This window comes from Ochrobactrum sp. BTU2 (assembly GCF_024539785.1).
GTDB classification, from domain to species: domain Bacteria; phylum Pseudomonadota; class Alphaproteobacteria; order Rhizobiales; family Rhizobiaceae; genus Brucella; species Brucella anthropi.
On record NZ_JAHWRG010000003.1, the window covers coordinates 1 to 15,985 of the forward strand.

Below are 15,985 nucleotides of genomic sequence, written 5' to 3' on the forward strand. Positions count from 1 at the left end.
CATCCCGCTAACATCGCCGATCTACTCACACCCAACGTCGCCGTCAAACACTTTCAACCAACCCAAGGGACGAACCAGTCTGCCGCTAGCAGCGTCGCCGCCCTCGTTGTGGCGCCATATAGACCCCATCATTCCAAACTGTCAACGACCAATCCGCAATTCCTCCAAAAAATCTTTCCACAGACCAACAGGAAAAAGGCCGCTCAAAGCGGCTCCTTTCAAAAACACACATATTATGATCGCGATACTCTATTCGGGTTCGTATTCGCGAACACCGTCGTCCTTGGCAAACAACACACATGGCCCCTGAGACCCCCGTGGATCATACGCATATCCCTTCGCCGCTAGCGCATGCATCATATCCCGGATGCCAGCCAAGCCATAAAGGTGATCATGTAATTCAAGGAAGATGCGCTCCACACCCGTCAAATCGGCGTTTTGCAGCAGGTGATGCTCAGCGCCTTCGATATCCATGACAAGAACATTGATACCGTGCCGAGTGATGAACTCGTCAATATTGGTCGAGGACAATTCTATAGCGTGTTCGTATGGCCCTTGATTCTCATCCATGGATGACATCCAGAGGTCACGCCGCACATAGAAGCGGAAAGAGCGGGGTTCGCCTGCAGTAAGAATCCCTTGGGAAAGCACAACATTGTTGATGCCGTTGGCATCGATTACACGCTGAGCAAGCGCTGCAGTAGACGGGTTCGCCTCGAAAGCCCAAACAGACACCTCGGCAATCTTGGCAATAATCGATGTGATAATTCCGATGCCTGAGCCGAGCTCCAGCACGCGATCTCCCGGCTTCACTGCTTTGAAAATCGAACGCGCTTCTTTGGCTTCATAGCTGCCGCTCATCAAAGCTTGCCAGATAACCGGCGAAACTTCGTCAGATGCGATCGGCACGTTAATCCCATGTACTTTCAGCAATTCCTACGCCCCAGTTCCCCAGCATTGGAGCATTGCGTCCGAACGAACGACCAAATGCGCCCCAACTTATTGAAAGCATCACACGTAACTTTACGATGTGATTAGCATATGAACATAAACTGATTTGCGTATCTGATGCCAGTTGTCACACCGCTATATCGTCAGCGATTTGATGCATGACCGACCGCCTTGACGTCCTGCCCACTCCGACCATGAAGATGTTTGAGTTTTGAAGCTGGCATCGGCCTACCTATGAGGTAACCCTGAACTTGATCGCATCCCAACCGCTTCAGGCACTCGAACTGCTCCTCGGTTTCAATGCCTTCTGCAATTGTTACCATTCTGAGGCTGCGCCCGACCCCAGTTACGAGTTCGACAATCGCCAGTGCGTCCGGTCGCGTTGTCACATCGCGTACGAAAGATCGATCAATCTTGATCTTGTCGAAGGGGAACCCGCTGAGACTGCCAAGCGAGGAATAGCCTGTTCCGAAATCGTCCATCGCGATCTGGATACCCAACGCTTTTAACTGGCGTAGAGTGCTCAAGGTCTGCTCATTTTTGTCCAGCAGAACTGATTCTGTGATCTCAAGCTCCAACCGATTCGCTTCGAGGCCGCTTTGCTCCAGGGCATCGATAACGCTTTGAATGAGGTTCAGGCTGCGAAACTGAACAGGAGAGAGGTTGACTGCGATCTTGAGCGGTTTGTTCCAATGAGCAGCTTCAAGACAGGCCGTCTTGAGTACCCAATCCCCTAGTGCGTGAATAAAGCCAATCTTCTCTGCCACAGGAATAAATTCAACCGGTGAAACTGCCCCCCGGATAGGGTGGGTCCAACGGAGCAAAGCTTCATAACCGCATATCTCACGCGTTATAGTACAGGCCTGCGGCTGATAGTAAACTTCCATTTCACCATTCTCCAGTGCCTTCTGAAGATCGGCCTCAAATGACTTCTTCTCCCGCAAACGCGTCTGCATCTGCGATTTGAATACGCTCGCATGACCAGGCCCGAGAGCCTTTGCCTCATAAAGCGCCAAATCGGCATGTTTGAAAAGTTCCTCCGTGTCGGGTTCACCCTCGGAGATTGCGACACCGACACAGGTTCCGATTTTGATTTCCAGCTCGCCGACATGATAAGGCTGGCTGATCACGTCCATCAGGCGATCCGCAAGTTCCAGTGCTTCCTCTTCCCGTAATCCCGTGGAAAGCACGGCAAACTCGTCCCCACCCAGGCGACACACCATGTCACCTCGTTCGCCGAGCTTGGTAAGACGCCGTGCAACTGCCTGCAACAGTGCGTCGCCAACATCATGCCCAAGCGTATCGTTTACGTCCTTGAACCCATCGAGATCCAGAAGAAGAATAATGGCCGACTGGCTTCCCGTCTGTGCGGCCTCAAGCCTTTTCTCCAAATCCTGCCGGAACAGGACACGATTGGGCAATCCGGTCAGCGCATCGTGATGTGCATCGTGCTCCAGCCGAAAATTCTGCGACTGCAGTTCACCTGTCGCTTGCCGAAGATCGCTTGTCAGGCGTTGCATGCTGCCATGCGCCCGATCAAGAAGCTTGTTGTGACGCAGCAGAAGAATAACGAGCACGACGCCGCAGAGAATGAGGCCCGCCGCCAATCCGGTGTAGATAAGATGCAACTGGCGAACTTCTGCCTGGGCAGCATCGATAAGTCCGACATCATACTCAACTGCAGATGACGCAAGCGCTGTCATCGGACCATCAAGCGCACTCATTAATTGCAGATGGGTTTTGACCTCGTCTGCATCAAGTTTATCCAGCTGGACGTCAAGTGCCTGAAGAACGTCGCTTAACTTCAAAAAGAGATCGCGTCGCCGCTGATCGTTTTGAATGAAGGAGCGCAGATTGCCTTGCTGCAACAGTTCAAGTCGCCCGAGCATAATATCGAGGCGAAGCCGCACTTCGTCGCGCGTTTCTTCGTTCATATCCAGGACGTATCCAGCCAGAACATGCTCAAGCCGCATATATTCCGATACTGTCTGACCAACAGCCCAGGAATCATTATAACGGGAGAATTTCTGAAGCGCTGTCTGTCGTTCGGCAATGACATAGGCGATATAGGCCGTTGCCACCACGAAACAACAGATAATGACGCCTAGAATTCGTCTCACACTTTGCCTCTATTCAACTATCAGCTTGGCAACCTGCCACGCGGAACGTGTGTAATAGGTCTGGCTTTGGAGCTGTGGGTCGCTGTCATACGGGTAAATAATAAACAATGGTCCTTTATCGCGAACCGGCATGTAATTGCCATCTCGTTTCATGGCAAGAATAACATTGAACTTCTTGAAGTCTTCCATCGGTAACGAGCTAACATAATCGTTCAACGCTACCGCAGTCACTTTCGTTCCCTTGGCGCCGACAAGCGTCATAAGCTTGTCCATCGACACGCCGTCAAAACGCACACGACCATCATACCATGGATTTGCCGTTTCTACGGTCACCAAACCCAGGGCCTCCAGCATATCCCGATCAAATTGCGCTGTATCGTCAACATTTGTATTCGAAATATTGCCGGATATGACCAGGATCGGCTTACCCGTCGGTTTGGCCAGCGGTTCAGCAGCGGCCCCGGATAGCCAGACGAAAGGCAAGAGCAGACAGGCAAGGACTCGAATTAGTTTCATTGCATTTCTCCATGATAAATTAGAACAATAAAGAGAATTGCCTAAATCAACGTGAAGATCGCATGAGTCTTGTATTTTTTCATGTTCTTATGCAATAAAAATGGAATATCGGCGTCAAGCTTGCCGCAACGTAACTTCAAACGACCGCAGTTAGTGAATTACCCTAATGTTAGATCGTTTTTATTGGATAGTAACGCTTTTAATATGCCGTATCAGCTGAGCACTAGGTCAATCAGGCTCAATTCGTGCTGTCAAAAACAAAAAGGACAACGTGATTGACGCTGCCCTTTGGAGAAATTGGATAGTTATTGTCTCTTCAACCGACTAGTTCTCCGCCGGTCATTGGCTCAGGAACCCCGGTTGTGCTCGGAAAACTGATAGGCAAACCGCGCAAGACTCGCACTGCGAGGAAAGCAAAACATTCAGCTTCTACAGCATCGCCTCGCCAGCCGAGCGCTTCGACAGGCACGAGTTCCACCTCGGCGCGCTCGACCAGCATATGCATCATGGTTGGATTGCGACGGCCACCGCCACTGACTGCAAGCCGCTTCGGCCGACGCGGCAAAATATCCAGAGCCTTCCCCACCGCCGAGGTCGTGAACGCGGTCAATGTCGCCGCGCCATTTTCCTCGTTCAGGCCGTCGGCCATCATCTCGGTAAAGTCGAAGCGATCCAACGACTTGGGATACGGAGCAATCAAATAGGGGTGCTTGAGCAGTTCGGCGAGCCGGTCTTCGTCTACCTTACCTTTTGCTGCCAGTGCCCCATCGCGGTCCATTTCGCCCAATCCCCGCTTTTTCATAAAGTCATTGATAGGCGCATTGGCTGGACCGGTATCGAATGCCACAAGCGCATCATCACCATCCCACCAGGTGATGTTACCGACACCACCGAGATTGAGAATCGCAGTATTACCACTCGCATCGGCACTGCGCAGCAAGGCAGCATGATAGACGGCCGCAAGCGGAGCACCCTGCCCGCCAGCCCGAATATCTGCCGTCCGGAAATCATAAGCCACTTTAGTAGCGAGCAGTTGGCTCATAAGCCTTCCATCGCCAAGCTGCCTTGTATCACCAAGCCTGCCTGCCTGCGGTGCGCGATGTAAAACCGTCTGCCCGTGGAAACCGACAACGCCGATATCCGCCATCGACAGCCCGCTTTCCTCGACCAGTTCGCGCACTGCCGCAGACTGCGCGCGTGTCAGCGCTTCCTCTGCCTCAGCAAAAATCGCAGGTTCCGCACCTTCAAAATTCCAGACGCGAGCCTCGGCCTGCGCCTGTTCGAGAAGATCACGAATCCAACGCGGATAAGGTTTCAACGCGTAAGCGCCGAATTCTGCAATGGTTTCGCCATCAGTTTTCAACAGAGCAACATCGATGTTTCCATCAAGAACGGTACCGGTCATCAGGCCAACGGCCCATATTGGCTGCATAGACGTCTCCTATCCCAATGAAATTGCGTCGCCGACACCCTGACGCAGCGCCAGAATACCGCTGTCAAAGTGACGTGTCGGATGAATACGATTGGTGAGCAAGGTCCATGCCCTGCCCGCTTCAAAATCAATCCACAAGCCGGTTCCCGTGAAACCGGTATGCCCGATTGTATCCTTCGAATTGAAATTGCCCCCCGACCAACCGTCATAAGGCCGTTCCCAGCCATGCGTACGGGTGGCGGATAGTGGTTGGCGCATGTGTTCGATAACGTTTTGCGATGCACCCGTGCCGTCAAGCAAGCCAAGCGCGAAATCAAGTATGGACGCAGCCGTACCGAACAGACCCGCATGCGCCGCACCCTGCAACGCTGAACAATTGTCGTCGTGCACCTCACCGCAGAGTACACGATTGCGCCAGGTGCAATTTTCGGTAGCGGCACTAATCTCCGGCTCCGCGGAAAAGGCAAAGCCTTCGCCGGGGTCCATCTCGCGAATGGTCTTGCCGTATAATCTTTCCATCGCAAAACCGAGCAGAATGAAATTGATGTCTGAATAAACCGGCGCGGATTCTCTCCATTCGCGTTGCAATACGAACGCGCGCAACAATTCCGGATCCCGTCCATATGTGTAGATCGGTTCGACCGACGGAAATGGCGTCTGGTGGCCGAGACATTCACGAAAGGTGACTTTGCGCTCCCAGGCATCATTATCATATTGCCGAAGATCCGGAAGCAACGTGATCAATGGTGCATCGAGGTCAATGACCTCTTCCTCAGCCAGCGTAAGGATGCGAGGTGTCGTGAAAATCACTTTGGTCAGCGAGGCGAGATCGAACCACGTATCGGTTGTCATCGCGCGCCGGGCCGGAATGATCTGCGCATAGCCAGTCGCCCGGACAGCCCGGTTCCCGGAGAGATCGACCATTCCGAGCACCCCTCCCGGAATACGGCCTGAGTCGCACGCACCTGTCAGAAGGCTGAAAGCTTTCTCAAAGCGAGCCGTAAAAGCAGTATCGACGGAGTGGCGGACATTCGGTTCTGCCATGATAGTTATGCCTCGGCCCGGGCCATGTGATCATGGCCATATGTCTGCCAGTTTGCCGGTGCCGGCTCATATCCCAGCGGGCGTACGAGTGAAGGCACTTGTCGCGTATCGAGGGTAAAATGCTCGTTGCGCCGATCAATACTTGGAACGGCAGAGATCAGCCGCTTCGTATAGGAGTGTTTCGGTGCAGAAAGAATGGAAGCGGCATCGCCAATTTCCACGATCTGCCCAGCATAAACGACGGCGATGCGATGCGCGATACGCTCCACCACCGCCATATCATGCGACACGAACAGATAGGCGAGACCACGTTCCTTCTGGAGATCGATCAACAGCTCCAGCACTTTCGCCTGTACGGATACGTCGAGAGCTGAGACGGCTTCGTCGAGCACCAACACTGAAGGATTCAGCATCAAGGCGCGGGCAATACAAAGCCGCTGCCGCTGCCCGCCGGAGAACTCGTGCGGATAGCGTTCCAGACTGTTTGCAGGCAGCCCCACCCGGTCAAGCAACTGCAGCATCTTCTGTCGTGTTTCCGGCCCGTCGCGCCCGCCAGCAGCTATGACCGGCTCAGCAAGAATGCTATCGATACGCAGACGAGGATTAAGCGATGCATAGGGGTTTTGAAAAACCATCTGCACAGAAGATGAATTTCGAGTATCGGCGGTATCTGCCACACCGACTTCAAGCTTGCCGCGTGACGCTTTGACGAGCCCGAGAATCGCACGCGCAGTCGTCGACTTACCCGAACCACTCTCCCCTACGACCGCCAGTGTTTCGCCCGGAACAAGATCGAAATCGACACTCTCCACGGCATGAACTGCACCAAGTCTGCGGCCAAGAATGCCGCCCTTGACGGGGAACCGGACTGTGAGCCCTTCCACAGCCAGAATTGGGTTCGTTCCGGGTTTGGCTGCGCGTACGTTATCCGTTCGTACCGCCTTGCCGCTTTCAAAATGTGGCACAGCCTTCAGGAGATGCTGCGTGTAAGGATGCTGAGGCTGATCGAGAACGACATTCAGTTCACCTTGCTCCACTGCCTCGCCGTGTTGCATCACCATGACCTTGTCGGCCATACCTGCGACCAGACCAATGTCATGAGTGATAAAGATCATCGCCATGCCGGTTTCGCGCTTCAGCTCTGCCAGAAGTGCCATGATCTGTGCCTGTACCGTAACATCGAGCGCTGTGGTCGGCTCGTCGGCAATCATGAGGCGCGGATTGCAGGCAAGCGCCGTTGCAATCATCACCCGTTGCAGCATACCGCCGGAAAGCTGGTTCGGGCAGTATTTGAGACGCCGTGCAGCATCCGGAATGCGTACGCGATCAAGTGCGTCCTTGGCAGCGGAAGCTGCCTGCTTGCCGGTAAGTCCACGGTGAAGGCGAAACGATTCCTCAATCTGTGTCCCGATAGTGAGCACTGGATTGAGTGACGTCATGGGCTCCTGAAAAATCATGCCGATTTCCGCGCCACGGACTTTCGTCAGCTCAGCTTCATTCGCAGTCGCAAGATCGATGGTGGTACCGTTCGCGCGATTCAGCTCGATCGTTCCATCGATAATGTGCCCGCCGCCAAAATCCACAAGGCGATTGATCGACAAGGCCGTTACAGATTTACCGGAACCGCTTTCCCCGACAATCGCCAGCGTTTCCCCGGCGGCAAGATCGAAACTCACACCGCGCACAATCTCATTAGCTTCAGGATTGCGCCCGAAACCGACACGAAGGTTTGAGACGGACAGAAGCTTGTTCATGCCGCTACCCTCCGCATTCTGGGATCGAGAATGTCGCGCAGAGCATCACCCAGAAGGTTGAAGCCAAGTATACCGATCATGATCGCCAGTCCCGGAAATGCCAGCAGCCATGGCGCGGTTTCCATGAGATTGCGCGCATCTGCCAGCATGAGACCAAGCGACGAAGCCGGCGGCTGCGTGCCGAGACCGAGGAAGCTCAAGCCTGCTTCAGTCAGCAGCGACCAGGCAAGCGCCAAGGTGATCTGGACGGTCAGAGGCGCGATCAGATTAAGCAGCAGATGGCGCGAAAGGATGTAACGGTTGCTACTGTGGAACGTACGCGCTGCATCAACAAATTCACGTGTTTTGATCGACAAGGCCGGACCACGCACAACCCGCGTAAAAATCGGGGTGTAGACGATGGCGATGGCGGCGATACTTGTTCCTGTTCCCGGTCCGACAACGGCAATGATCAGAAGCGCAAGCAAGATTGCCGGAAATGCCAGAAGCACGTCCATGACGCGCATGACAGTTCCATCCCACCAGCGCCCAAACCATGCCGCAGTCAATCCCAGAACGGTGCCCGCGATGGCGGCAATTCCGACCGCAGAAAAGCCAACGATGAAGGATTGCGCGATGCCTGCCATCAGGCGGCTCATGACGTCACGACCGAACAGGTCAGTTCCCATCCAGTGGGCAGCACTTGGAGGACGCAGCCTGTCTATCCGGTACTGCATCAACGAGTCATGCGGCGTAAAACCGAAATACCCCAGAAACGCGACGATCAGATAGATCAATACGATGAGCCCGCCGATACGGCCACTCGGATGAGCAAAAACGGAACGCAATATCCGCATTAGTTTTCCCCCAGACGAATGCGCGGATCGAGCGCAACGTAAAGAAGATCAACAAGCAGATTGACGATCATGAAGTTGAACGCGATGAAGAGAATACTACCCTGTACCAGCGCATAGTCGCGCTGCAATATGGCATCCAGCACCATGCGTCCGAGCCCCGGCAGAGCATAGATCTGCTCGACCAGCACGGCTCCGCCCAGAAGGTAACCAAATTCTACACCACTCAGCGTCACCACAGGGATGAGTGCGTTCGGCAATGCGTGTCGCCAGATGACAGAGCGGGCCGAGGCACCCTTGCTGCGGGCAGTGCGAACATAATCGTCACTTAGAACATCCAACATAGCCGAACGCGATATGCGTGTGACCGACGCCGCAAATGCACAGCCGAGCGTTATGGCGGGCAAAATCATCTGTAGAAAATTCTGCCACGGATTTACCCATAGCGGCGTGAATTCGCCCATAGTCGGCAACACACCGAACCCTGCCGAAAGAATATAAATGAAGAGGAGACCAAGAACGAAGCTCGGAGTCGACTGCCCGATCATTGCAAAAATGCGGACCACCAGATCGGACATTTTTTCGTTGCGCGTTGCTGCATAAACCCCGGCCGGGAGGCCGATAAGCAAGGCAATAATCATCGACATCAATGCCAGCTGCAGTGTCAGCGGGAAGCGTTCCAGAATAACTGTCAGAACTGGCTTCCCGAATGTGACCGAGACACCCAGATTACCTTGCACTACGTCACCGAGCCAACGCCAGTACTGCGTGGTCCAGCTTTGGTCGATACCAAAATATTGCGCCAGAGACTGCCGCTGTTCCGGCGTCAGCAGCCCTGCTTCCGTTCCAAGCATAGCCGTAATGGAATCACCTGGAACCATACGGATCGCGACGAAGACAAGGATCGACACCCCCAGCATAACCAGGGGAAATGTCAGCAGCCGACGTGTCAGATAATTCATGTCAGATTACTCACGGCCTGCCGTCAAGGAAGGCACTGGAAAGCCACGCCTCCATATTGAAGACGTGGCGGATTTCATGACGTCACTGCCCGATCTGCAGCTTGGTTACGCCGAACAGCGAACCGGTAGCGCGAGGCTCAAAACCGGTAACGTTCTTCTGGTAGGCGACATAGTTGTTGGCCGTATAAAGCCATATCCACGGAGAAACTTCCGTTATGTGCTTTTCGAAGTCAGAGAAGATAAGCTTGCGTTTTTCAGGATCAGTCTCGGCTCTTCCCTTTTGCATCAGATCGTCAAGCGTATCGTCAATATACTGTGCGACTTTCTGCAGGTTACCCGCCTTTGTCCAGTAACGGCCATACATCGTGTAGGGATCAGCCGAACCACCGTTAAGCGCCACCGCCATATCGAAGTCGCCCTTCAACCACGTATCGACATAGACGTTGAGTTCCATCATGCGGATATCGAGCTTGATGCCGATTTCGGCGAGTTGCGACTGGAGAACCTGGGCTTCGGCTGCAGCGGTTGCAGGCTCTCCATTTGCAGCAATGATAGTTGCCGAAAAACCATCCGCATAACCGGCATCCGCCATCAGCTTCTTCGCTTTTTCGACATCGCGCTTGTAGCAGAAGAGCGTGTTTGGATCGCTCGCATAGGCGGGCATTGTCAGCGGGCCCGTTACCTTGCCTTCACCGAGCAAGGCTGTATCGAGCACATCTTGACGATCAACGGCACAGGAGATTGCCTGACGCACGGCCAGTTCCGTCATCGGCTTGCGCGACGGGTTCAACTGCAAGACATGATAAGCAAGAGCCGGAGTGCGCACCAGTTCCAGAGCGCTTTCGTTCGGCACCATCGTTGCAACCAGAGGGTCGTTGAGGAGCGCAAAGTCGATCTGCTTGGCGCGAAGCGCCGCAAGGATTGCTGTTTCGTCCGGCAGAACACTGATATCGATCCCGTCGATCGCTACTTTACCGCCCGCCCAGTCGGGATTGGCTTTCAGCACTTCCTTGGAATTCGGTTCCCAGCGCTCAAGGATGAATGGACCCGACCCAATAGTTTTCGTACCTATAGTTCCCGCCTTGATCTCGCTTTCTGGAACGACCGCCGCATTGATGCTGGCGATTGCAGCCAATAGCGGAACGTCAGGCTGGGAGAGTTTGAAGACGACCGTTTCAGCATCCGGCGTTTCAATAGCAGAAATGGAACCGAAATTCGCACGCGCGACGGCGCCTGTCTTTTCATCCAGAATGCGCTCGAAGGAGGCCTTCACATCGGCTGGCGTTACCGGCTGACCGTTCTGAAATTTCGCATTCTTGTCGAGCTTGAATGTGAGAACCTTTCCGCCTTCGGAAAATTCCCAACTTTTGGCAATGGCAGGTGCGATCTGAAGGTCGGAACCAAGACGGACGAGCGGCTCATAGATGAGCTCGAGCAGACGAATCGATGAAAATGCTGGCTGCTTATGCGGATCGAGACCAGTGGCATCCTGCGACCAGGCCATTCGGAGCGTCGCGGCAAAAGCCGTCGAAACACCTAATCCACCAAAGCTTCCAATGCTCAACGCTATTGCGGCCGCGCCTGCAATAAGGCTTTTCTTGAAACTCGCTCCCATTTTCTTCCCTCGCAAATGACTGCAATGCTAATGTCCGACTGCTTCCCCGCTTCGGCTCACGCTTTATTGGCATTTATTGCCTGTCTAAGAAATCCCCCAGCATTCTTTAATGCCTTTCTTGCCTCATCCACTGGCATTCCGGTGATCGTGATGAGGATTGCAAGCTTGACCTCATTATCCGTCAAAGCGAGAACGCGTTTTGCCTCCCCCGCCCCGCAACCGGTTGCCTGCATGACAATTCGCGATGCCCGCGCGACAAGCTTATTGTTGGTGGCACTGACGTCCACCATGAGATTCTCGTATGTCTTCCCTATTCGGATCATGCTCGCCGTCGTCAGCATATTAAGAACGAGCTTCTGCGCCGTACCGGACTTGAGCCGCGTCGAGCCCGTCAGTATTTCAGGCCCAACAACTGGCGATATCGCGATTTCAGCCATGGTCGCAATGGTCGAATCGGGATTGCAGGAGAGCGCCACGGTCGTAGCGCCGATCGATTCTGCGTAGGCGAGCCCGCCTATTACATAGGGCGTTCGCCCGCTAACGGCGATTCCCACGACAACATCGTGCGAAGTCAGACCTATGTTGCGCAGATCAGATTCCCCGAGCGACGGATCATCTTCTGCCCCTTCGATTGCATGTTGCAATGCATCCACGCCACCTGCAATCAGCCCGATCACCATGCCTTCCGGTACGCTGAAAGTCGGCGGACATTCCGATGCATCAAGAACGCCAAGACGTCCGCTTGTTCCTGCGCCCAAATAAATCAGTCGGCCGCCAACCCGAAATGCGTCGACGATCTTATCGACGGCCTGGGCAACCTCAGGCAGCACTTGCTCAACAGCAGCGGGAACCAGATGATCCTCGTCGTTGATGCGGCGTACGATAGCAAGGCTCGACAAGAGATCGATATCCATCGTGCGTGGGTTTCGCTCTTCAGAAACCAGCCTATCCAGTTCAGATAACAACGCCTGTTCCGTCATGCCTCTGCCTGCTTATCGAGCAGCGTTCAAAACGCGCCGCCTTATGGTTAACAAATGTTAGGATTATAAATTCCATCAGTCAATCAAAATAAGGAATAAATTATTCCTTATTTGCAGAAGCCATGTTTCGCGCAAGAATGATCGCACCGGAAACCGCATCACCGTCGGCAGGTTTCAACCGTCTGCGGACGTCTGGCGCCAACCACGGTTCAAGTGGGGTAGCAAGCCCGCCAAGCAAGGTCACGCGCGGCGCCCCCTTTTCGAAAAGCGCGCGCACGATAGTATCTATGTGGCCCGCAGCCGCCTGAACGATACGGCGTGCCGCTGCATCTCCCTGGTCCGCATGACGCATGACCATAGGCGCCAGAGACGCATATTCTGTAGCGGTTGCGCGGTCCATCCACGCCACAGCGTCCATCGGGGTCTGATTAAAGCGCTCCATAACCTCATAGAGAAGCGGCGTACGCTCGATCCGATCATCATAAGCCTGAAGGGCCTGTTGAATCGCTGACAGCCCCAGAAAAGCACCGCTGCCCTCGTCGGAAATTGGAAAGCCGTAGCCTCCGACGCGAATGTCGATACCATTCACGAAGCCGAGACCAATTGAGCCGGTCCCGGCAATAACGATAGCCCCATCACTACCCGAATGTGCACCGAGACACGCGCCTTTGCCGTCACTCATGAAATGAATACTCGAAAAGGGATGCTGTATAGCCTGAAGTGCTTCGAGCGCACCTTGCCTGCCTATGCCCGCCAGCCCAACGCCTGCATGTGTTCTGGCCAACTCTTCAGCACCCAGGCCCGCCTCGCTGATTGCTGCGTCAAACGCACGTGCGATGGATTCCCACGCCTTGTCTATCCCGAGCCGTGTAGTTGCCGGGCCAGACAATCCTTGTCCCAGCACATTGCCGGTCTCATTTTCCAGCCGGGCTCGACAGCCCGTACCGCCGCCATCCACACCAAGATAGAACTGATCTTTCCCAACCCTGTCCGACATCATTCTGACAGCCGTTCTATATCTGCACCGCAAAGCTTCAGTTTGCGGTCAAGCTGTTCATATCCACGATCCAGATGATAGATGCGATTAACGACAGTTTCTCCCTCGGCCACGAGTGCTGCAAGAACAAGTGATACGGACGCCCGCAAATCCGTTGCCATAACCTGTGCGCCATGCAGCGGGCGCCCGCCGCGTACCAGCGCAGTTGTCCCATGCAGTTTGATGTCGGCACCAAGCCGCATCAGTTCCGGCACATGCATGAACCGGCTTTCGAACACCGTTTCGCGAATGAGTGATGCTCCTTCGGCACAAGCTGCCAGTGCCATGAATTGGGCCTGCAGATCGGTCGGAAAACCAGGATAGGGCTCTGTCGTCAGATCAGATCCACGCAAGGAACCGCTACGTGAAACAACCAATCCGCGATCACTTGGCCAAACGCTGACGCCCATCGTTTCAAGCATCTGCACAACAGACGCGAGATGTTCAAGACGGGCATGCGTGAGTTCGAGCGTGCCGCCTGTAATGGCGGCGGCAACAGCGTAAGTTCCGGCCTCGATACGATCCGGTATGCCGTGGTGGCGTGCAGTCCGCCAAGATGTATCGCCCTGGATCAGAATGCGATGCGTACCCGCTCCTTCAATCTGCGCACCCATGCCCCCGAGACATTCGGCAAGGTCGCCAATTTCCGGCTCCCGAGCCGCATTCAATATTTCCGTTTCGCCACGAGCGGAAGTTGCCGCCATCATCGCCGTCGCCGTCGCACCAACGGAAGGCGCTGGCAAAACAATCCGGCTTCCGATCAGGCCGTTATCAGTCGAAGCCACGATCCAGCCGCGATCAATGGAAACATCTGCGCCAAGTGTTGCGAGCGCTTTCAAGTGCATATCCACGGGACGCGCACCAATGGCACACCCGCCCGGCAAGGAAACACGAACCTTGCCCAGTCTCGCCAACAAGGGTGCCAGCACCAGAACAGTCGCACGCATTCGCCTTACAGTGTCATAAGGAGTTTCTCCTCCGACAACATCCGTGGCGGTTACTGTCGTCGAGTGCGGCGCGCGGGAGACCTGTGCCCCATGTGACTGCACGACATTGAGCATGTTTTCGACATCACTCACCGCTGGGAGGTTGGTAAGTTCAACAGGGTGAGGGCTTAACAAGGAAGCCGCGATCTGAGGCAGCGCGGCGTTTTTTGCACCGGAGATATTGACCGCTCCCTGCAATGGTCGTCCACCGACAATTCGCAATCGTTCCATGTCTCTCCACCATGTCCTCTCTTGCGGATTGTTAGCTCATTCCATAAATTTTAAAAGATTGGAATTTTATATTCCAAATCAATTTCGGTTGTCTTATGAGGCAAGGCAACCGAATATCGAGCCCTCCGGCGCCGGAATGGGGAATAATCGCGCATGTCGATCCTGCAAAAGATCAACGCCAAACTGAACGAATTGACTGTTGCAGACCGAAAGATCGGCCAGTTCATCGTCGATCATCCAGAACAGGTATTGAAGCTTTCCTCTTCCGCGCTCGCGGTCGCAACCGGTCGGAGTCAATCCAGTGTCGTCAAGTTCAGTCAGAAGTTCGGGTTTGACGGCTATCAGGAACTTAAACTCGCCGTCAGTGAGGCGCGCGCCAAGGAATGGCAGGTTCCGGCAGGCATGGTCCATGGCAGCATTGAGACCGGGGACAGCTATATCACGGTTCTGCAGAAGCTTATCGGCAGCAAACTGCAATCCATGCAGCAGACGATTTCCGCCAACAATGAACAAGGTATCGACGGCGCTTTGCAAGCCCTGATCAGCGCCCGGCGTATCCACCTCGCCGGCGTTGGCGCATCGTCACTCGTCGCACGCGATTTTTCTTACAAGCTGATGAAGCTCGGTCGCAATGTGATGCACGACAGCGATAGTCACATCCAGATGGCCAATGTTTCCACATTGCACGAGGGTGACGTTCTGTTTGCCCTTTCCTATTCCGGAACGAGCATTGAAACCCTTCGCATTGCTGAACAGGCTAAAAAATGGGGAGCGACTGTGATTGCCGTCACAGGCCTCAACGAGAACCCGCTCAATAAGATTGCCGACATTCGTCTGTACACAGTCGCAGACGAAGAACGCGTTCGCTCATCATCGATCACCGCACGCGATGCACAACTGGTTCTGACCGACTTGCTTTTTATCCTGTTGTTCCAACGACAGCAGGATGCCAATGACTATGTACATAAAAGCGAAGCGGCAGTGTCTTCGCTGAAAATATGAGTAGTAAGATCAATCGATAATAGCTGCGGCGGCGAGGCTCGCGAAAGCGGCAACAAACGCCACTGCGACAGCACCGACCTTTGTGAAAAGATTGAACGTGTCGCCAGGCGTTTCACGGTTGGACATGTTGAGATAGACCAGCGCAGCGACGATGATGACAATCGAAAAACCGAAAGCGGAAACCCACTGCCATATCTCGGACATGAAACCTCACAAATGCTGAACTCATTTTGAAACTGCGCGAATTATATCAAAACATTATTACTACAGTGTGATGTCACTTAATATTTCACATTCAAGCCTGCAATGTACCATAGGACGTTTAGTCCGGTAATCATCAATTTGTGATCGCTTACCTCTCTCATACATTTGCAGGAATGGTCTCGTATCTGTCGCAATAAATGCTGAAAACGAACTCCACATCGTGTTTCGCCGATCGACCATGCAGTCCTGCACTTTTGAACACAAGAGCAGAGAGATTACTTTCAGACGGCGCAAGCCGTGATATATCTGGCGACAAGCG

14 protein-coding genes are annotated in these 15,985 nt (G+C 54.1%); 1 reads left to right on the top strand and 13 read right to left on the bottom strand.

All coding sequences use genetic code 11. From position 1 onward, the window contains the following. Positions 1-249 precede the first annotated feature (249 nt). From KWJ32_RS09085 to murA, 12 genes are all read right to left on the bottom strand, one after another. Positions 250-933 carry an FkbM family methyltransferase gene (locus KWJ32_RS09085; RefSeq protein WP_012092577.1) on the bottom strand — a complete coding sequence of 228 codons (684 nt, stop codon included), beginning with the start codon at positions 931-933 and terminating at the stop codon, positions 250-252. 161 nt (positions 934-1,094) lie between these two features. Beyond that, the gene (locus KWJ32_RS09090) at positions 1,095-3,071 is read right to left on the bottom strand and encodes an EAL domain-containing protein (RefSeq protein ID WP_012092576.1); all 1,977 of its coding nucleotides are present in this window, start codon (positions 3,069-3,071) and stop codon (positions 1,095-1,097) included. Between the two features lie 9 nt (positions 3,072-3,080). Then, positions 3,081-3,587, bottom strand: coding sequence for an oxidoreductase (locus KWJ32_RS09095; RefSeq protein WP_012092575.1), 507 nt, complete (start codon positions 3,585-3,587; stop codon positions 3,081-3,083). Between the two features lie 316 nt (positions 3,588-3,903). Continuing rightward, on the bottom strand, positions 3,904-5,019 hold the full coding sequence (locus tag KWJ32_RS09100; protein WP_012092574.1) for an anhydro-N-acetylmuramic acid kinase: 1,116 nt from the start codon (positions 5,017-5,019) through the stop codon (positions 3,904-3,906). A 9-nt stretch (positions 5,020-5,028) separates the two neighbouring features. Next, positions 5,029-6,063, bottom strand: a complete 1,035-nt coding sequence (locus KWJ32_RS09105) for a serine hydrolase (protein WP_040128414.1) — start codon at positions 6,061-6,063, stop codon at positions 5,029-5,031. Positions 6,064-6,068: 5 nt separating this feature from the next. Beyond that, on the bottom strand, positions 6,069-7,817 hold the full coding sequence (locus KWJ32_RS09110; RefSeq protein WP_012092572.1) for an ABC transporter ATP-binding protein: 1,749 nt from the start codon (positions 7,815-7,817) through the stop codon (positions 6,069-6,071). Next, a complete protein-coding gene (locus tag KWJ32_RS09115; RefSeq protein WP_012092571.1) occupies positions 7,814-8,653 on the bottom strand; it encodes an ABC transporter permease in 840 nt (279 codons plus the stop codon). Before KWJ32_RS09115 ends, KWJ32_RS09110 begins: the two co-directional genes overlap by 4 nt. After that, positions 8,653-9,612, bottom strand: a complete 960-nt coding sequence (locus tag KWJ32_RS09120) for an ABC transporter permease (protein WP_012092570.1) — start codon at positions 9,610-9,612, stop codon at positions 8,653-8,655. Before KWJ32_RS09120 ends, KWJ32_RS09115 begins: the two co-directional genes overlap by 1 nt. Before the next feature lie 82 nt (positions 9,613-9,694). Next, on the bottom strand, positions 9,695-11,227 hold the full coding sequence (locus KWJ32_RS09125) for an ABC transporter substrate-binding protein (RefSeq protein WP_012092569.1): 1,533 nt from the start codon (positions 11,225-11,227) through the stop codon (positions 9,695-9,697). A 56-nt stretch (positions 11,228-11,283) separates the two neighbouring features. After that, positions 11,284-12,207, bottom strand: coding sequence for an N-acetylmuramic acid 6-phosphate etherase (gene murQ / locus KWJ32_RS09130; protein WP_151610528.1), 924 nt, complete (start codon positions 12,205-12,207; stop codon positions 11,284-11,286). A gap of 100 nt (positions 12,208-12,307) precedes the next feature. Then, positions 12,308-13,207, bottom strand: coding sequence for an N-acetylglucosamine kinase (locus KWJ32_RS09135; protein ID WP_012092567.1), 900 nt, complete (start codon positions 13,205-13,207; stop codon positions 12,308-12,310). Continuing rightward, positions 13,204-14,460: a UDP-N-acetylglucosamine 1-carboxyvinyltransferase gene (gene murA / locus KWJ32_RS09140; protein WP_125302137.1), complete on the bottom strand. Its 1,257-nt coding sequence runs from the start codon at positions 14,458-14,460 to the stop codon at positions 13,204-13,206. Before murA ends, KWJ32_RS09135 begins: the two co-directional genes overlap by 4 nt. A gap of 153 nt (positions 14,461-14,613) precedes the next feature. Between murA and KWJ32_RS09145 the strand changes: the two genes are divergently transcribed. Beyond that, complete coding sequence (locus KWJ32_RS09145; protein ID WP_012092565.1) at positions 14,614-15,462, top strand: MurR/RpiR family transcriptional regulator; 849 nt, start codon at positions 14,614-14,616, stop codon at positions 15,460-15,462. Between the two features lie 9 nt (positions 15,463-15,471). On the opposite strand, the gene KWJ32_RS09150 is transcribed toward KWJ32_RS09145, so the two are convergent. Then, a complete protein-coding gene (locus KWJ32_RS09150) occupies positions 15,472-15,666 on the bottom strand; it encodes a hypothetical protein (protein ID WP_012092564.1) in 195 nt (64 codons plus the stop codon). Between the last annotated feature and the right edge of the window lie 319 nt (positions 15,667-15,985).